General features: G+C 72.3%; 11 protein-coding genes. 6 read left to right on the top strand and 5 right to left on the bottom strand.

Features of this window, described 5'->3' with window-relative positions:
* Together D7X12_RS26350 and D7X12_RS26345 are read right to left on the bottom strand one after the other, a co-directional pair.
* Nucleotides 1-1,805: serine/threonine-protein kinase (locus D7X12_RS26350; RefSeq protein ID WP_147443810.1), on the bottom strand; the 1,805-nt coding region annotated here is incomplete at its 3' end.
* A 164-nt stretch (nt 1,806-1,969) separates the two neighbouring features.
* A complete protein-coding gene (locus D7X12_RS26345; protein ID WP_120628036.1) occupies nt 1,970-3,430 on the bottom strand; it encodes a DEAD/DEAH box helicase in 1,461 nt (486 codons plus the stop codon).
* 534 nt (nt 3,431-3,964) lie between these two features.
* Between D7X12_RS26345 and D7X12_RS26340 the strand changes: the two genes are divergently transcribed.
* The 4 genes from D7X12_RS26340 to D7X12_RS26325 are packed head-to-tail and all read left to right on the top strand — an operon-like array spanning nt 3,965 to nt 9,717.
* Nucleotides 3,965-5,482 carry an OpgD/OpgG family glucan biosynthesis protein gene (locus D7X12_RS26340; protein WP_120628035.1) on the top strand — a complete coding sequence of 506 codons (1,518 nt, stop codon included), beginning with the start codon at nt 3,965-3,967 and terminating at the stop codon, nt 5,480-5,482.
* Nucleotides 5,479-5,979, top strand: a complete 501-nt coding sequence (locus D7X12_RS26335; protein ID WP_244224781.1) for a hypothetical protein — start codon at nt 5,479-5,481, stop codon at nt 5,977-5,979. Before D7X12_RS26340 ends, D7X12_RS26335 begins: the two co-directional genes overlap by 4 nt.
* Nucleotides 5,980-6,029: 50 nt before the next feature.
* Nucleotides 6,030-8,054, top strand: a complete 2,025-nt coding sequence (gene mdoH, locus D7X12_RS26330) for a glucans biosynthesis glucosyltransferase MdoH (protein WP_120628033.1) — start codon at nt 6,030-6,032, stop codon at nt 8,052-8,054.
* A 43-nt stretch (nt 8,055-8,097) separates the two neighbouring features.
* Complete coding sequence (locus D7X12_RS26325) at nt 8,098-9,717, top strand: M28 family metallopeptidase (RefSeq protein ID WP_120628032.1); 1,620 nt, start codon at nt 8,098-8,100, stop codon at nt 9,715-9,717.
* A gap of 15 nt (nt 9,718-9,732) precedes the next feature.
* Here D7X12_RS26325 and D7X12_RS26320 read toward each other — a convergent pair whose 3' ends face one another.
* Nucleotides 9,733-12,879, bottom strand: a complete 3,147-nt coding sequence (locus D7X12_RS26320; RefSeq protein WP_120628039.1) for an ATP-binding protein — start codon at nt 12,877-12,879, stop codon at nt 9,733-9,735.
* Between the two features lie 386 nt (nt 12,880-13,265).
* Here D7X12_RS26320 and D7X12_RS26315 point away from each other — a divergent pair, with 386 nt between their 5' ends.
* Both D7X12_RS26315 and D7X12_RS26310 read left to right on the top strand, forming a co-directional pair.
* A complete protein-coding gene (locus D7X12_RS26315) occupies nt 13,266-14,093 on the top strand; it encodes a hypothetical protein (protein ID WP_120628031.1) in 828 nt (275 codons plus the stop codon).
* 4 nt (nt 14,094-14,097) lie between these two features.
* Nucleotides 14,098-14,910, top strand: coding sequence for a TIGR02452 family protein (locus D7X12_RS26310; RefSeq protein WP_120628030.1), 813 nt, complete (start codon nt 14,098-14,100; stop codon nt 14,908-14,910).
* 17 nt (nt 14,911-14,927) lie between these two features.
* Here the strand turns inward: D7X12_RS26310 and D7X12_RS26305 are convergent, their stop codons facing one another.
* Together D7X12_RS26305 and D7X12_RS26300 are read right to left on the bottom strand one after the other, a co-directional pair.
* Nucleotides 14,928-16,391: a sensor histidine kinase gene (locus D7X12_RS26305; RefSeq protein WP_120628038.1), complete on the bottom strand. Its 1,464-nt coding sequence runs from the start codon at nt 16,389-16,391 to the stop codon at nt 14,928-14,930.
* A gap of 204 nt (nt 16,392-16,595) precedes the next feature.
* Entirely contained in the window at nt 16,596-17,864 is a 1,269-nt protein-coding gene (locus D7X12_RS26300) for a hypothetical protein (RefSeq protein ID WP_244224780.1), read from the bottom strand.
* Nucleotides 17,865-17,889 lie beyond the last annotated feature (25 nt).

Genomic DNA, 17,889 nt, shown 5'->3' with positions numbered 1-17,889 from the left:
GTCCTGGCGACGGGCGGTGGCGTGGGCGCGCTCACGACGGGCGGCGGCGCGACGGGAGGGGGAGGCCGCAACCACCAGCCCAGTCCCACGGCGCCCAGGATGAGCGCGGCGGTGCCCACGATGGGCACCAGGCGCGACTTCGGCTTGCCACCGGCGGAGGCTTCCACGGGCAGTGGTGTCGGACCGGGCTGTCCTGCCGTGCCCGCCACGCTCACCGGGGCGAGCGGCTGTCCCTGGGGGCCCATGAGGTGGTCACCGAGGCTGCCGGGTGCGGCCTGCTGGCCACTGAAGCTGCCCGGCACGGCGTTCTGCCTACCCATGCTGCCCGCTGCGGCGTGCGGCCCGGGCGCGAGCTGCTGTCCACCCATGCTGCCCGCCGCGGCGTGCGGCCCTGGCGCGACCTGCTGGCCACCCATGCTGCCCGGTGCGGTGTGTTGCCCCGCGACGATGCCCGGCACTGCCTGCTGCCCACCCATGCTGCCCGGCGCGACGTACTGCCCGGGAAAGCCTCCGCTCGCGAACGACTGCCCCGCGACGCCTCCCTGGACCGGTGCGCCATGCTGCGAGGCCGCGGCTCCGGCCGCCACCACCGGCAGGGCCACGCCCGAGGGCCTCACGACGCCCGGGATCGGCAACTGCGTGGCGCCGAAGCCCATCGTGTCGTCGGGCACGGAGGCCCGGGGCTGCTCGCCGTACTGGGCCGTGCCGCTGGAGGCCATCGTCGCGTCGAAGCCGATGGCGTCCGCCGCCGCGAGGTCACCCGGACCGAAGCGGTTCGTGGACGGCGCCGGCGCCTTGTTCACGGGCGCCATCGTCGCCCCCATCGCCCCCGCGTCATCCTGCGCCGCGGAGGGCAGTGCGACGCCCGCTGACGACGACGGGCGCGAGAAGGACCGGGACGCGCGCATCTCCTCGGTCTCCGGCAACGACTGGAGCGTCGCCCCGGTGAGGGCCGTGACGAACGCCCCGACGTCCTGGAAGCGGTTGTCCGGGTTCTTCTCCAACGCGCGCGCCACCGCCGCCGGGATGTGCGCCGGCAGCTCCGGCATCAGCGTGGCGAGCGACACCGGCGGCTCGTGCACCACGCGGTAGATGATCTGCGCCAGCGAACCTCCGCCGAACGGCGTCATCCCGGAGAGCATCTCGAACACGATGCCGCCCAGCGCGAACAGGTCCGTCCTCGCGTCGACCTGCCGGTTGCGCCCCTGCGCCTGCTCGGGCGACATGTACTGCGGCGTGCCGATGAGCACCGCCTCCTGCGTCTGGAGCGTCTCCGAGGAGATGACCTTCGAGATGCCGAAGTCGAGCAGCTTCACGCGCTCGCCCAGCACGCCGCCGGAGTCCGTGGGCACCAGGAAGATGTTCGCCGGCTTCAGGTCGCGGTGGACGATGCCCGCGCGGTGCGCCGTCTGCAGCGCCGACCCCATCTGCCGCGTGAACGAGAACACCTCCTCCAGCGACAGCCGCCCGCGCCGCAGCCGGTCCTGCAGGCTCTCCCCGCGCAGGTACTCCAACACCAGGAACGGACTGCCGTCCTCCAGCGTGTCGAAGTCCAGCACCTCCACGATGTTGGGGTGGCCCAACCGGGAGGCGATCTCCGCCTCGCGCCGGAAGCGCACGTGGATCTCCGGGCCCACGTGGTCGCCCACGCGCAGCACCTTGACCGCCACGTGCTTGCCCGGAAGTCGCAGGTGCTGGGCCAGGAACACCGACCCCATGCCGCCCCGACCCAACACGGAGACGACTTTGTAGGTGTTCCGGAGGACCGAATCGATGTGCAGCTCACCGTCAGCCGAGCGCGTCATGGAAGAGGGCGTGTCCTGATGACAGAAGGGTGCAAGGCACCAGCGCGAAACGGGGCGTGACGCTATCACCCCGCGCCGGACAGACGAACGCCCGGCCCCTCCTGCGAGGACCCGGGCGTCTTGAAGTCGATCATTCCCTGCTCACCCGGGAGGGCGGCCGGGGCTCAGCCCCACTTGGAGAACTGACGACGGGGCGGAGGCGTGCTGGCCCCCGCGGCCGGAGGAGGCGGAGCGCCGGCAGGACGGGCCTGCGGCGAACGGCCCTGGCCGCCACCACGGGACGCCTGGGCACCGCCACCGCTCGCCTGCCGCTGACCCCCGCCGCTGGAGCGGCCCTGGCCGCCACCACCGGCGCGGCCGCCACCGCGTCCACCACCGCCGCCGCCGCCACCGGCGCGGCGCTGACCACCGCCACGGCCGCCACCGCGACCACCGGCGAGAGGCGGACGGTCGTCCTCCACCATGTCGCTCGGGAGGGTCGCGGGCAGCAGCGAGCGGAAGGAGGCATCCGCCACCACCGGCACGCTGCGGCGGATGGTGCGCTCGATGTCGCGCAGGTACTCGCGCTCCTCGGAGTCGCAGAAGGACACGGCCTGGCCGCTGGCGCCCGCGCGGCCGGTGCGGCCGATGCGGTGCACGTACTGCTCCGGCACGTTGGGCAGGTCGTAGTTGAACACGTGGCTCAACCCGTCGATGTCGATGCCGCGCGCCGCGATGTCCGTGGCCACCAGCACCCGCAGCGTGCCCGCGCGGAACTCGTCCAGCGCGCGCTCACGGGCGTTCTGGCTCTTGTTGCCGTGGATGGCGTCGGCGCGCACGCCCGCCTGCGTGAGCTGCTTCGCCACGCGGTTGGCGCCGTGCTTCGTGCGCGTGAACACCAGCGCGCGCGGAATGGCCTTCGGATCCTGGAGCAGGTGCGTGAGCAGCGCGCGCTTCTCCTCGCGCTTCACGAAGTACACCTGCTGGCTCACCGTCTCCGCGGTGGTGGACGCAGGGGACACCTCCACCCGGATGGGGTCCTTCAGGATGTTGCGCGCCAGGTCCACGATGTCCGGGGGCAGCGTCGCGCTGAAGAACAGCGTCTGGCGCTCCTTCGGCAGCACCTTGATGACCCGCCGCACGTCATGGATGAAGCCCATGTCGAGCATGCGGTCCGCCTCGTCGAGCACGAACACTTCCAGCGCGCGCAGCGTCACGTGGCCCTGATCAATCAAGTCAAGCAGGCGCCCCGGCGTGGCCACGAGGATGTCCACCCCCTGGCGCAGCGCCTGGACCTGCGGCGTCTGGCCCACGCCGCCGAACACGACGGCATGGCGCAGGGGCAGGTTCTTGCCGTAGGTGCCGAAGCTCTCACTGACCTGGCTCGCCAATTCGCGCGTGGGCGTCAGCACCAGGCAGCGCACCGGACGCGCACCGCCCGCGGGGGCCTTCGCCGACAGGCGCTGGAGGATGGGCAGCGCGAACGCCGCCGTCTTGCCGGTGCCCGTCTGGGCCACGCCCAGGACGTCCTTGCCCGCCAGCGCGTGCGGAATCGCCTTCACCTGGATGGGCGTCGGCGTGGTGTAGCCCTCGGCCTTCACGGCCTTGAGGAGGGAGTCAGTCAACTGCAGATCGTCAAACGTCATGTCATCCCGCAATGATGGGTTGGCGCGCTTCCCCCGGAGGCGGGGGGCCGACCGCGCAGCGCGCCCTCCCGCGGTATTGCGGGGGCGCCTGGCGGTGCGCGGTCAGGCCGCGAAGCGGCCCGAAGCACCTGGAAGTTTCCAGGAACCCGTAAGCCCCCCGGGAGGATTCCCGGTGCCGCTCACGGTGAAGTCACACTGCCTGCAACGGTGGGCAAAGTCCCGGGAAATCCATCCGGCCAGCGGACCGGTGGCTGTGGAGATTTTGAACAGGGCTGCAGTCCGCCTGTTCCCCACGTCCCCAACCCAACGTTCCAGAGGGCAGGGCCCCCCTCCCTTGCCCCTCTGAAGCGACCGGAATCCTTGAGGGCGGAAGCAGGCAACTGAGGCCAAACGATTGGATTGACTGGGAAAATTCCTGCCCCCTGTCATCTGGCACGACCGTTGCTAGCCCATGCCGCGTCGCGCCGTCATGGTGCGTCGCGTCGACCTTATCGGGAGTGGGACTTGAAGCGGTGGCAGCGACAGACGGTGGGGATGGCCTGGGGTGTGGGTCTGTGCGTGGCGGCGTTGGCGTGTGCCCAGCCGAAGCCAGGGACGGCCCCGGCGGCGCGGGGGACGGCGTCTGGCTTTTCCGCTGACACGGTGCTGGAGAAGGCCCGGGCGCTGGCCGCGAAGCCGTATCAGGAGCCGCCCGTCGGGGTGCCGCCGTCCTTCGAGGCGCTCACCTACGATCAGTACCGGGACATCCGCTTCCGCGAGGATCGCTCGCTGTGGAAGGCGGAGGGGCTGCCCTTCCGGGCGCAGTTCTTCCACCCGGGCTTCTATTACACGCGCCCGGTGGGCGTGAACGTGGTGGAGGGCGGCAAGGCGCGCGCGGTGCCGTTCTCCACGGACCAGTTCACCTACGGGCCGCTGGTGGGCACGCTCCCCAAGGGCAAGGTGAACGGCTTCGCGGGCTTCCGCATCAACGCGCCGCTGAACACGAAGGGCTACTACGACGAGCTCGTGGCCTTCCTCGGGGCCAGCTACTTCCGCGCGCTGGGCAAGGGGAACCTCTACGGGCTGTCCGCGCGCGGGCTCGCCATCGACACGGCGCTGCCGGGGCCGGGGGGCGAGGAGTTCCCCACGTTCCGCGAGTTCTGGCTGGAGACGCCGGCGGCGGGCGCGGACACGGTGGTGGTGCATGCGCTGCTGGACAGCCCCAGCGCCACGGGCGCGTACCGCTTCGCCATCCGCCCGGGGGTCCAGACGGTGATGGAGGTGCAGGCCACGGTGTTCGCGCGCAAGCAGGTGCGCCAGCTGGGGCTCGCGCCGCTCACCAGCATGTACCTCTTCGGGGAGAACGACCGCGGCGACTTCGACGACTTCCGGCCCGAAGTGCACGACTCCGACGGCCTCTCCGTGTGGATGAAGAGCGGGGAGAAGCTGTGGCGCCCGCTGAAGAACCCCCGGCAGGTCCAGGTGAGCAGCTTCCGCACGGACGGGCTCGCGGGCTTCGGCCTGCTGCAGCGCGACCAGGCGTTCAGCAGCTACGAGGACCTGGAGGCGCGCTCCGAACGCCGGCCGGGCGCCTGGGTGGAGCCGGTGGGCGACTGGGGCAAGGGCTCCGTGCGCCTGGTGGAGCTGCCCACCCGCGAGGAGATCAACGACAACATCGTGGCCTTCTGGGTACCGGATGCACCGGTGCCGGCGGGTGCACACCTTGGGTTCTCCTATCGGCTGTCCTGGGGCTTCGCGCCCGAGGGTGTGAAGGCCGGTGGGTCCGTCGTCGCGGCGACGCGTGTCGCGGCGGGCACCCGGGTGGGGGCGCGTCGCTTCGTCCTCGACTTCACCCCCGGCAACGGGGAGGGCACGGGCCCGGTGGAAGCCGTCGTCACGGCTTCCCGGGGTCAGGTGCTGCATCCGCGCGCGGAGGCCCACGCCATCACCGGCGGCTACCGCGCGGCCTTCGAGCTTCTGCCTGATGGCGAAGGCCCCATCGAGCTTCGCTGCTTCCTGAAACGCGGTTCCGAGACCCTCACCGAGACCTGGAGCTACCTGTGGATTCCGTGACCACGCACCCCTTCCTCTCCTTCGCCCCGGAGATGCCCCAGGCTCGCGCGGACACCCGCGAAGCGCTGGAGGGCTTCTTCCTGGACTTCGGCTTCACCGGCCGCGGAGACCTGGAGCGCCTGGCGAACTGGGTGCTCGGCACCCGGGAGCTGTCCCTGTCGCCGGAGGCGGCGCTCGCGCTCGCCCGCTGGCGGGTGGAGGGGTGGCTGGCGGAGGTGCTCGGGCCGTCGCACGTGGGGCCTTCGCTGCTCGTGAAAGGCCGGGCCGCGTTCGTCCTGGTGGGCGGCGCGCGCTGGAGCGCGGACGTGCTGATGCGTGAGCCGCGCACGCTGCCGGAGGCGTGGCGCCGCGCGGTGTGCGAGTCGGTGCCGGTGGCCGCCCCGGCGGAAGTGCCCTGCCAGATGCGCGAGCAGGTGCTCGTGCTCAATCCCTTCATGGAGCTGGTGCGGCGCTGGCTGCGTCCGGCCGGCCGCGCGGACGTGTCGCCGTCGCGCTAGGCCACGCCGTCCATCCCGCATCCGCCGTCCGCGGAAGCTCCGGAGCACGCATGAACGCCGAACCGTACTCGCCGGCCATGGCCCGCCCGCGCCGCATCATGGTGCTGGGGCTGGCGGCCCTGACCACCGGGTTCGCCTGCGTGGAGATGCACCGGCTGCTGGGCGCCCGGGGCACCACGGTGCCGGAGCTGTTCGTCCTGGCGCTCTTCACGCTGTGCTTCGCGTGGATCGCGCTGTCGTTCTGGGGCGGCGTCGCGGGCTTCATCCAGCTGGTGTCCCACAGCCGCGTGCCGGGCCTGCGCTGGCCGACGGAGGACGAGGCCGCCGGGCCGCTCACGCGCCGCACCGCGGTGGTGATGCCCATTCACAACGAGGACCCGGCGTCGGTGTTCGCGCACGTGCAGGCCACCTACGAGTCGGTGGCGGCCACCGGGCACCTGGAGTCGTTCGACTTCTACGTCCTCAGCGACTCCACGCGCGCGGAGGCGTGGGTGGCGGAGGAGCTGGCGTGGTCGGAGCTGTGCCGCAGGGTGAACGGCCAGGGCCGCATCTTCTACCGGCGCCGCTCCGACAACACCGGCAAGAAGGCCGGCAACCTGGCCGACTTCTGCGAGCGCTGGGGCCGCCGCTACGACTTCCTGCTGGTGCTGGACGCCGACAGCCTGATGGCGGGCGACAGCGTGGTGAAGATGGCCCGGCTGATGGAGCTGAACCCGGGCGCCGGCATCCTCCAGGTGCCCCCGCAGAACGTGGGCCGCTCCACGCTGTTCGCGCGCCTGCAGCAGTTCGCGGGCCGCATCTACGGGCCCATCGTGGCGGCGGGCGCCGCGGCGTGGCAGCTGGGCGACTCCAACTACTGGGGCCACAACGCCATCCTGCGCATGGCGCCCTTCATCGAGCACTGCGGCCTGCCGGTGCTGCCGGGGCAGCAGCCCTTCGGCGGCCACATCCTCAGCCACGACTTCGTGGAGGCGGCGCTGATGCGTCGCGCGGGCTTCACGGTGTGGCTGGTGCCGGAGCTGGGTGGCAGCTACGAGCAGCCGCCCCCGGACCTGCTGGCGTACGCGCAGCGCGACCGCCGCTGGTGCCAGGGCAACCTCCAGCACCTGGGCCTGGTGATGGCGGGCGGCCTGCACCCGATGAGCCGGATGCACTTCACCATGGGCGTGATGTCCTACGTGGCGTCGCCCCTGTGGCTCATCTTCCTGGTGTCGGGCCTGTTCGCCGCGCTGCACGAGTGGTTCTTCTCGCCGGCCACGCTGGTGGACTTCCAGTCCACGCTGCCCGGCGGGGCCGCGTTCGACACGGCGGGTGCGCTGCGGCTGATGGCCGCGTCGCTGGCGATGCTGTGGATCCCCCGCCTGCTGGGCCTGGGGCTGGTGCTCGCGGACCGCGATGAGGCCGCGCAAATGGGGGGCCGCTTCAAGCTGGTGCTGAGCGTGGCGCTGGAGGGCGTGGTGTCCACGCTGATGGCGCCGGTGATGATGCTGTTCCAGTCCCACTTCGTGTTCGGGACGCTGCTGGGCTACCGCGTGACGTGGTCCAGCCAGCAGCGCGAGGACACCGACCTGCCGTGGTCGGAGGCCTTCCGCCGGCACAAGTGGCACATGGCCATGGGCGTCGTGCTCGCGGCGCTGACGGTGGCGGTGGCACCGGGGATGCTGGCGTGGCTGTCGCCGGTCATCCTGGGGCTGTGGCTGGCCCCGGCCATCTCCGTCTTCACCGCGCGCGCGTCGCTGGGCCTGTGGGCGCAGCGCCGGGGCCTGTTCCTCATCCCGGAGGAGGTGGCGCCGCCCACCGTGCTGGTGCGCGCGCAGGAGCTCTCCGAAGAGGGACTGGAGCCGGTGGACGACGCGCTGGATCACGTGCTGATGGATCCGCGCGCGCACGCGCTGCACCTGGCCCTGCTGGAGGCACACCCGATGGCGGGCGTCCCCGGGGCGCTCGCCTCCGCGCGGCGCAAGCTGCTGGCGGGCGCGGTGGAGCCCCTGTCCCCGCAGGAGAAGTCCGCGGTGCTGCTCGATGCGCGCACGCTGTCGGAGCTGCGCGGTCGGCGTCTGGGCGTGCGGGCCTGAGGCGGTTGCGTCCCGGGCGCCCGTCGCCCTAAATCCAGGCTCCATGAACCGAGCCTCTTCCGTCGCCGCGCTCGCGCTGTTCGTCTCCTCCGGGGCCTTCGCCGCCGAGGCTCCCGTGTCCGGGGGCGACCGGTGGTGGAAGCACGTCGAGGTCCTCTCCAGTGACGCCCTGGAAGGGCGCGACACGGGCAGCAAGGGCCATGAAATCGCCGCGGGCTACGTCTCCAAGGAGCTGGCCGCGCTGGGCGTGAAGCCGGTGATGAAGACGGGCTTCCTGCAGCCCATGGCCTTGAAGTCGCACCGCCTCAACGAGGCGAAGTCGAGCATCGCGCTGGTGCGCGACGGCCAGACGATCCCGCTGGTGCAGGGCGAGGACGTCGCCCTGTCCGCGCGGCAGGGGAGCAGTGGCACCGTGGACGCGCCCCTGGTGTTCGTGGGGTACGGCCTGTCCATCCCGGAGAAGGGCCACGACGACCTGGCGGGGTTGGATCTCAAGGGCAAGGTGGTGGTGATGCTCCAGGGCGGACCGGGGAGCATCCCGGGCCCGCTGAAGTCCCACCACTCGTCGTGGACGGAGCGGGTGAAGGCGCTCAAGCGCGCGGGGGCCGTGGGGTACGTCTACCTCCAGAACCCCAAGCTGATGGAGATACCGTGGGAGCGCGTGGTGGCGGCCAACCGGAACCCCACGGTGCTGTTCGCGGAGCCTGCGCTCAACGATGCGAGCGGCCTGAAGGTGGCGGCGGTCGTCAACGTGGCGCGCGCGCAGAAGTGGTTCGAAGGCACGCCGCACACCTTCGAGGCGCTGGTGGCGCTGGCCAACGCGGATCAGCCGCTGCCGAAGTTCGACCTGCCCGCGCGCCTCAAGGTGAAGCTCGCCATCGACATCAAGCCGCTGAAGTCCCTGAACGTGGTGGGCGTGATGCCCGGCGCTGATCCCGCGCTCGCGAAGGAGTACGTGGTGCTCAGCGCGCACCTGGACCACGTGGGCCTGGGCGACCCGGTGAACGGCGACCGCCTCTACAACGGCGCCATGGACAACGCGTCCGGCGTGGCCGCGCTGCTGGAGGTCGCAAGGGCGCTGAAGGAGCAGCCGCGCAAGCCGAAGCGCTCGGTGCTCTTCGTGCTGGTGACGGGCGAGGAGAAGGGGCTGCTCGGGTCGAAGTACTTCGCGTCCCGGCCGCCCGTGCCCGCCTCCTCCCTGGTGGCGGACCTCAACCTGGACATGTTCATGCCCCTCTGGCCGTTCACCTCCGTCATCGCGCACGGCAAGGACGAGTCCACGCTGTCGGGCGCGCTCACCCAGGTGGCCGCCGAGCAGGGCGTGCAGGTGCTCCCGGATCCGGAGCCGGATCGCAACGCGTTCGTGCGCAGCGACCAGTACTCGTTCATCCGCGAGGGCGTGCCGGCGCTGTCGTTCAAGTTCGGCTACACGCCGGGCTCGCCGGAGCAGAAGATCATCAAGCAGTGGCTGAAGGAGCGCTACCACGCGCCGTCGGATGACGTGTCCCAGCCGGTGGACCGCGAGGGCGCCGCGCGCTTCATCACGTTCCTGACGGGCATGACGCTCGCGGTGGCGGACGCGCCCGAGCGCCCGCGCTGGAACGACGACAGCTTCTTCCGCCGCTTCGCCAAGCCCGCGCCGACACCCGCCGCGAAGCCGTAGCGGGGCAGGGGGCCTTCAGACGCTCGGGTGGGCCTCGCAGACGCAGGGGTGGCCCTCCAGGAAGCGCAGCGCGCCGCGGATGTCCGACGAGGCCGTCTCGCGCGGGGCGTGTCGCGCCGCTTCGATGCGGCGCCAGGCCGCGCTCCGGGCCTCGTGGCCCTCGGTGCTGCCCGGCGGGGCGGCGTTGGCCTCCGCGAGATCCAGCGTGGCGCGCAGCAGGTCCACCAACTGGCGCAGGGCCGGGTCGTCGCGCAGCTCCGGCGCACCCTCCACGGCCGCGAAGCCCTCACGGGCCGCGCGCAGGTCTCCGTACGTGGCCTCCAGCGCGGCCAGGTGCGTGATGAAGCGCAGGGCCTGCCAGCGGGACGCGCGGCCCAGGATGATCACCGCTTCGCCCAGCGCGGCGCGGGCCTGCTTCCAGTCACCCCTCGCGAGCGACGCGCGCCCCAGCTCTCCCAGGGACGTGCCCTCCAGCAGGCGCTGTCCCATGAGCCGCGAGCCGCGCACCGCGGCCTCCAGGTGCTCGCACGCCTCCGCGAGGCTGCCTACGTCCAGCAGGTAGCAGCCCAGGTTGAGCCGCGCCAGCGCCTCTCCGGTGCGGTCCTCCACGTTCGTCGCGCGGGCCAGCGCCTCGCCCAGCAGCAGCACCGCCTCGCCGTTGTCACCCGCCTCGCCAATGGCCACCGCGCAGTTGGTGAGGAAGCCCACCTCGAACGTCACGTCCCCCACCTCGCGGAACAGCGCCAGCGCCGCGCGCAGGTGGGGGATGGCCGCCTGCGGGCCGCGCCGCACCTGTTCGACGAGCCCCAGGTTCCCCACCGCGTAGGCCTCCAGCCAGCGGTCGCCCCGGGAGGGGAGCGCCTGCGCGTCGGCCATCAACGTCCACGCCGTGGCCACGTCGCCGGCATGGCGGGCGACGATGGACAGGTCCACCAGCACGCGCTTCTCCGAGGCCGCTTCGCCCAGCGTGTGGAAGACGCTCCGCACCTCCTCCAGCGCCCGGCGCGCCGCTTCCGGCTGCCCCGCGTCCAGGTACGCGCGGCCCATCACCGCCAGGGCGTCCGCGCGATGGAGCGGCGCCACCGGCACGTGGGACGAGGCATCCACCGCGCGCTCCAGCCGCTCCAGCAGCAGCCCCACCGGCCCGCGCGTGCGCGCATCCGGCTCCAGCGCCACCAGCGTCTCCAGCGCGCGGCCCAGCGACTCCGCGGTCGCGGGCCGCACCGCCATCGCGTTGTCGCACGCGGCCAGCAGGTTCTCCCGCTCCAGCGCCAGGCGGCGCAGCGCCGTCGCGCCGCCCGTGCGCTGCACCCGCTCCCGCAGGCGGCCCGCGAGCTGGAGGTAGCAGTCCGCGTGCCGGACCTCGCACGCCGCTCCGTCCCCGCGCTCGTGCAGGCGCAGCGCCGCGTACTCGCGGATGCTCTCGTAGAGCCCCAGGCGCAGGAAGCCTCCGGGGGCGCCCACCTCGCGCGCGAACAGCAGCGAGCGGGCGCGCAGCGCGTGCAGCACCTCCAGCACGTCCGGCGATCCGTCCGGCAGCACGAGCACCGCCTCGGCCGCCTCCAGCGTGAAGCCGCCCCGGAACACCGAGCACTGCGCCAGCGCGGCGCGCTCGGCCGGCTCCAGCAGGTTCCACGACCAGTCGATGGCGCCCCGGAGCGTGGCCTGTCGCTCGGGGGCGTCCCGCCGTCCGCCGCGCAGCAGCTCGAAGCGCTTCGACAAGCGCTCGTGGATCTGCTCCACGCCCATCACGCTCACGCGCGCGGCCGCCAGCTCGATGGCGAGCGCGATGCCGTCCAGCTGCCGCACGATGTCCGCCACGCACGGCGCCTCCGCGGGGCTCAGCAGGAAGTCGCCGCGCGCCTCATGGGCCCGCTGCACGAACAGGCGCACCGCGTCCGAGTGGATGATGGCGTCCCAGCGCGTCTCGCCCGCCTGCGGCAGCCCCAGCGGCGCCAGGTCCAGCACGCGCTCCCCGGGCAGCCGCAGGGCCTCGCGCGTGGTGACGAGGAAGCGCGCGCGCGGCGCCAGCACCCGCCAGCGCCCGAGCGTCGCGGGCACGTGCCGCACCACCTGCTCCACGTTGTCGAGGATGACGAGCACGTCCCCGCAGCCGTCGAGCGCCCGGCCCAGCCGCTCCGCGGGCGTGCTCCCATCGCCGTCCGCCGCCAGCGGCACGCCCAGGGCCCGCCCCACCGCGTGGCAGAGGTCGTCCGCCGTCAGCGCCTCCTCCAGGTCGCACCGCCAGACGCCGCCCTCCCAGTTCGCTGCGTCCGACTCCAGCCCTCCGAAGTGGGTGGCCAGCCGCGTCTTCCCCATGCCGCCGGGGCCCAGGATGCTGATGAGCCGCGCGCCCTCGTTCACCCACTGGCGCAGCAGGTCCAGCTCCTCGCCTCGGCCCACCAGGTCCTGCCGCGCGGCGGGCATGTTGCCGGGCCGCTCCCGCGGGACGCGCAGCGCGCCGAAGCGCCGGTGCGCCAGGGACGCGGGCAACAGCTCCACCAGCGTGACGCTGTCGCCCACGCCGCGCAGCCGGAACGCCCCCAGCGTGCGCGCGACGGGCATCCCCAGCGCGGGCAACTCCGGGGCGACGCGAGCCCACGCCGCGCTGCTCAGCAGCACCTGGCCGCCATGGCCCGCGTCCGCCACGCGCGCCGCGAGGTTCGCCGGGGGCCCCAGGTAGTCCAGCCGGTGGGTGGCCGGATCGACGCGGCAGTCGGGCTCCCCCACGTGCACGCCCATGCGCACGCGCAGCCCCCGGTGCGTCAGCCCTTCCGGCGCGTAGGCCTCCGCCGCGTCCGGCTCCGCCAGCAGGGGCGCGGGCCAGCTCGCGTGCAGGAGCGCTTCCTGGGCGCGCAGGCACCAGTGCACCGCCTCCACCGGTGACGCGAAGGCAATCATGAAGGCGTCGCCCTGGGACTTCACCTCGTAGCCGTTCGTGTCTCGCAGCAGCGCTCGCAGCACGCTGTCGTGCAGCTCCAGCGCGTCGCGCATGCTCGCGCCGCAGCGCTCCCACAACCGCGTGGACCCCTGGATGTCGGTGAAGACGAGCGCCACGGAGCCCGTGGGGGGAAAGTGTCGCGCGGCGGGCGCGTCACGGCCGGAGAGACACGCGTCGGCCAGGGGCTCGACGACCGTGAGTCCTCGGAAGGCATCTCCCATCTCCTGCTCTCCCCCGATGCCAGGAAACCCCACCCGCGCCCACCTCGTTTCCACCGCGCTGCCCGTGAGGGTGACGCCCTGCACGACAGCAACAGCACTTCACATTGAAAGCAGTACGGGCCGGAACGGCAACACGCACCCACCGGGCAGGCCCGTGGGCCTCTAGTGAGCACTTGTGATCGGGACGGGCGTGCATCCATCACTTCATGACAGCCGTATGGCCCTCGGGGGCCTCCCAGCTCCCACGCGCGCCTGCCCGCCTGCTGGATTCCCGGGTCCGCCGGGCCCCATTCCAGGGACGACGGGGGGCCGTGCTAGGACTGCATCACGTCGTCGGGCCACGCCGCAGGAGCGCGAGGCCCGCGACCCATTCCCCGGAAGGACCCATGCGTTCGACTTCGGCACTGGCGTTGTTGATGGCTTCTCTCGCGGTGGGCGCGCTGCCCGCATGCAGCGGTGACGGCGACACGGGCGGCGACCCGGACGCGGGGACGTCACCCGGGACGGACGGGGGCACGGGCGGCACCGGCAATGGCAAGTGCCCGGCCAACGCCATCATCTGCGAGAACTTCGACAACGGGATGAATGGCTGGAAGACCCCGGACGAGGAGCACAACGCCACCATCGAGATTGATGGCACGCGTCCCCGCTCCGGCAGCGGCGCGCTGCACGTGGTGACGGAGGCAGGCCATGATGAGCGGACGGGCACGGAGGAGGATCCGCAGGCCATCGCGCACCTGCGCAAGGACATCCCCACCTTCGGCACGGCGCTCTATGCGCGCGCGTACGTGTACCTGAACCGGGCGGCGCCCCAGGACGTGATGGGGACGTACTTCATCCTGTTCTCGCCCAAGGATGGCGACTTCGGCGGCATCGAGCTGCAGGGCATCATCAAGGGCAACTTCGCGCTGGACGACTGGAGCGGCATCAAGGGCACGGGCTGGAACTACCAGGACGACCTGACGGTGACGACGACGCCCAATCAGTGGAACTGCATCGAATGGGGCGTGCAGCGCGCCACGGCGACGGCCACCACGGGCCACGCGCAGGTCTGGGTGAACGGGGCGCAGGCGTTCGACTTCCCGAACGTGGGCATGCGGCCGTTCAGCAACTTCGCGGTGGGCTACGGCTTCGTGCACCCGCATGGCGACTCCGCGTCGGAGACGTGGATCGACGACCTCGCGGTGGCAACCACGCGCATCGGCTGCGAGTAGCGCCATGGGTCTGACGCAGGTCGCGGACGAAACCCTGCGCATCGTGGAGGAGGGCACCTACGTGGCGCTCTCCGGACGCGAGGTGTCCGTCCGCGACTCGGTGGCGCACTCGGTCCAGGGCACGGTGCTGGTGCGCCCCGGGGACTTCGAGCGCCTCACGCGCCCTTCGCCCGTGAGCGGCTTCACCGTCGAGGTGACGGCGGAGAAGACGGGCGAGGCCGCGCGCCGGCTGGTGGAGCTGGAGGGCGAGCAGCGGGTGTTCGCGCTCAACTTCGCGTCGGCGGTGCACCCGGGCGGCGGCTTCCTCACGGGCGCGAAGGCGCAGGAGGAGGACCTGGCGCGGTGCTCGGCGCTGTATCCGTGCCTGCTGAAGTGGCCGGAGTACTACGACGTGAACCGCAAGGCGCGCTCGCCGCTGTACACGGACCTGATGCTGTACTCGCCCGACGTGCCGTTCTTCCGCAACGAGCACTACGACCTGCTCGAGCGACCGTTCCCCGTGTCGCTCGTCACCGCGCCCGCGCCCAACGCGAAGCTGCTGCCGGCGAAGGATCCGGAGGTCGCGCTGAAGCTGCGCGAGGTGCTGTTCGACCGGGCGCTCAAGGTGCTCCAGGTGGCGGCGCACCACGGGCACCGCACGCTCATCCTGGGCGCGTGGGGGTGCGGCGCGTTCCGCAACAACCCGCATGACGCGGCGGAGGCCTTCGCGCACGGGCTGTCCACGATGGCGGGCGCGTTCCGCCGCGTGGTGTTCGCGGTGTACGAGCGGGACGGGCAGGGGCCCAACCTGCGCACGTTCCGCCAGCGCTTCGGCTGAAGCCACTGCCGCGCTGCCTACGCGGCGCCATCCAGCGGCAGCGTCACCACGAAGGCCGCGCCGCCACCGGGCGCTTCCTCCACCCAGACGCGGCCGCCGTGCGCTTCCAATATCTGCCGCACGATGTAGAGCCCCAGCCCCAGGCCCCCCGCGCGCGCGGAGCCCTGGCCCTGGGTGAAGCGCTGGAAGATGCGCTCGCGCTCGGAGGCGGGGACGCCCGGGCCGCTGTCACACACCGTCAGCCGCAGCTCCCCGGCCTGCTGGCACAGCCCCACGCGCACCGGCGTGCCCCGGCCGTAGCGCAGCGCATTGGCCATCAGGTTGCTGAGCACCTGCTCCATCCGCAGCCGATCAAACCGGCAGGGCGCAGGCCCGTCCACGCGCGCGTGCAGCTCCACGCCGGACTGCTTCGCCTCATCCGCGAACCTCGCGGCCAGATCCTCCACCACCGTCGCCAGGTCCCCGGGCGCCAGGTCGAAGTCCAGCTTGCCGGTGCGGATGCGGCTGACGTCCAGCAGGTTGTCCAAGAGCGCGCCCAGCCGCCGCAGCTGCCGGTCCGCGGACTCCAGCCGCGCGGACACCTTCGCGGAGCCGAGCGTCTCGTCCCCGTTCGACGTGGACAGGCGGCGCAGCAGGTCCACCTGGAGGCGCAGGGACGTGAGCGGCGTGCGCAGCTCGTGGCTCGCCAGCGACAGGAAGTCGTCGCGCGTGCGCACCGCCTCCTGCAGCGCCTCTTCCGTCTCCTTGAGCGCGGTGATGTCCAGCATGGCCCCACGCACCACCATCACCCGGCCGTTCGCGTCGCGGATGACGCGCGCGCGGCTGATGAGCCAGTGCCACGAGCCGTCCGGCCAGCGCGTGCGGAACGTGGAGGAATACGACAGCACGTCGTTGTGGAAGATGGACGACACCTGCGCCTCCACCGCCGGCCGGTCTTCCGGGTGCAGCGAAGCGAGGAACTGCTCGTGCGTCCACTCGGCCAGGGGCTGCGGGTAGCCGTAGAGCCGGTCGTGTCCCTCCGAGCGGAACACCTGACCCGTCACCAGGTTCGTCTCCCAGACCGCCATCTGCGCGGCCTCCAGCGCCACCTGGAAGCGCTCGCCCAGCTGGCGGAAGCGCTCGTCGATGCGCGCGGCCTCGTTCTCCGCGCGCTGGCGGCGGGTGATGTCCGTGGCGAGCACCCACGTCTCGCCGCCCACCGGGCGCACCGACACCTCCAGCCACACCCCGGACGGCAGCTCCGACAGGAACCGCGCGGGTTCGCGAGTCGCGAGCGCGTCCAGCAGCCGCTCATGCAGCGGCGTCCCGGCCAGCGCCGGCTGCGCGGCCCACGGCGTCAAGCCCTCGCAGCGGTCATGCGGCAGCCCCAGCAGCGACGCGGCGCGATGGTTCAGCTCCCGGATGCTCCCCTGCGCGTCGAGCGCCAGGAACGCCTCGGCCATCATCTCCCGAAGGACCTGCAGGCGCGTCTGAGCGGACATGCTGGCCTCGTCGGCCGGGAGCGGAAGCTGCGTGGCGTCCTTCATCGTGCGTGTGGCCCCGCTGCTCCCCGGCTGCGGCTCCTCCGCGGAGGCAGGGCGAGTGGGTTCGAACGGACCACCAGGGAGGGGACTCATCAGGGGCGCACGCTCCCGCACGCCGCCCGCCCCCGTCAAGCCAAGGCGGAAAAGTCGCGCGGTGCTCTGTCAGCCGAGCGGATCCGTGAGGGGTTCCGGCATGACCCACAATTCCGTGGGCCGGGTGTAGGCCGAGTCGAACGCGAAGAGGATGCCGTTCCAGCGATCCCAGAAGTCCGCCCAGCTGTACTCGGCCGGAGGGGAAGTAAGCGGGTTGCCGTCGCGGTCCGGCTGGGCGTAGGCGTAGTCCGCGTACGTCCAGCGGACGGTGCCGAAGTCCGTCATCAGGAACGGCGTCAGCGCCTGGAGCACGGCCGCGCGGGACACCTCGTCGGTGGGGTTGCCCGCGGGCGTGAAGACGGGCTGGGCCTGGTCGCGCTGTTCGCGCCACGCGACGTAGTTGTTGCCCATGGCGATGAGCGCATCGCGCCGGGCGGGCGTGGGTGCCAGGCGCGCCTCCTCGTAGAGGGCGAAGGCCGCCACCAGCAGGCTCTTCCAGTGCATGCCGGGGAAGAGCAGGTCCATGCGCCGGGGGCGGGGGACGTCCTCCGCGTGCGCGAGCGCGTAGTCATACGCCTGCCAGGCCTCCGTGTTGAGGGCGCCCACGAGGGTGAACTCCGTGAGCACGCGCCCAGGCGTGATGGGGCCCGTCGCGGCGGCGCGCCAGTCCAGGTACAGGCGCGCGGAGCCGCCCACGTCGTTGAAGATGGCGAGGTTGCCCTCGTGCAGCGTGCGCTCCAGCGTGACGACGATGACCTCCGCCTTGTCGAGCGGCGTCAGGCCCGGAGCGCTCCAGTACAGCGCCCCCATGCGCGACGCGGTGGCGAGCAGGGTGCGCGCATCCGCGAGCGCCGCGACGTTGAGCGAGCTGGTCATCACGCTGAGCGCCGCCGCCGCGTCGGCGGTGAGGCCCTGCGCGATGAGCTGGAGGGACAGGTCCTGGAGCTGGAGGCGCGTCACGCCGGTGAGGCCCAGCCGATCCAGCGCGTTCGTCAGCGACAGCGAGGGCTGCAGCCGCGCCGCAGCAATGAAGTTCCGCGCGAGCGCCGCGCTGTACATGCCCTTGCCGCCTGCCTGGGAGGCGTGGGGCGCGAAGGTGAACCAGTTCGGGCGCGCGCTGCTGGTGCCACCGGGTTGCAGGGTGGGATCGATGACGCCCCCCAGCTCATACGCGATGCCGATGTAGCCCAGGGTGATGGTGCGGTTGTCCTCCAGCGGCGTGGGCGCGGACTGCGCGCTCGCGGTGGTGGACAGGAGCAGGGTCGCGGCCAGCAGCGCGGACAGCACGCGGCGCGGGAAGGCGGGCGGACGGACGTCGGTGCGAGGGGGGATCGCCACGGAGGAGGTCCAATGTTGAGGGTGG

Origin of the sequence: Corallococcus sicarius (genome assembly GCF_003611735.1) — a bacterium.
GTDB lineage: Bacteria > Myxococcota > Myxococcia > Myxococcales > Myxococcaceae > Corallococcus > Corallococcus sicarius.
The sequence above is the reverse complement of the archived record's forward strand: the minus strand, read 5'-3'. Positions and strand labels throughout refer to the sequence as shown.

Bases quoted from the DNA above. Each gene is read 5' to 3' on its own strand.
- D7X12_RS26345 (WP_120628036.1), bottom strand. From the start codon at position 3,430: ATGACGTTTGACGATCTGCAGTTGACTGACTCCCTCCTCAAGGCCGTG.
- D7X12_RS26340 (WP_120628035.1), top strand. From the start codon at position 3,965: ATGGCCTGGGGTGTGGGTCTGTGCGTGGCGGCGTTGGCGTGTGCCCAG.
- mdoH (WP_120628033.1), top strand. From the start codon at position 6,030: ATGAACGCCGAACCGTACTCGCCGGCCATGGCCCGCCCGCGCCGCATC.
- D7X12_RS26325 (WP_120628032.1), top strand. From the start codon at position 8,098: ATGAACCGAGCCTCTTCCGTCGCCGCGCTCGCGCTGTTCGTCTCCTCC.
- D7X12_RS26320 (WP_120628039.1), bottom strand. From the start codon at position 12,879: ATGGGAGATGCCTTCCGAGGACTCACGGTCGTCGAGCCCCTGGCCGAC.
- D7X12_RS26315 (WP_120628031.1), top strand. From the start codon at position 13,266: ATGCGTTCGACTTCGGCACTGGCGTTGTTGATGGCTTCTCTCGCGGTG.
- D7X12_RS26310 (WP_120628030.1), top strand. From the start codon at position 14,098: ATGGGTCTGACGCAGGTCGCGGACGAAACCCTGCGCATCGTGGAGGAG.
- D7X12_RS26305 (WP_120628038.1), bottom strand. From the start codon at position 16,391: ATGTCCGCTCAGACGCGCCTGCAGGTCCTTCGGGAGATGATGGCCGAG.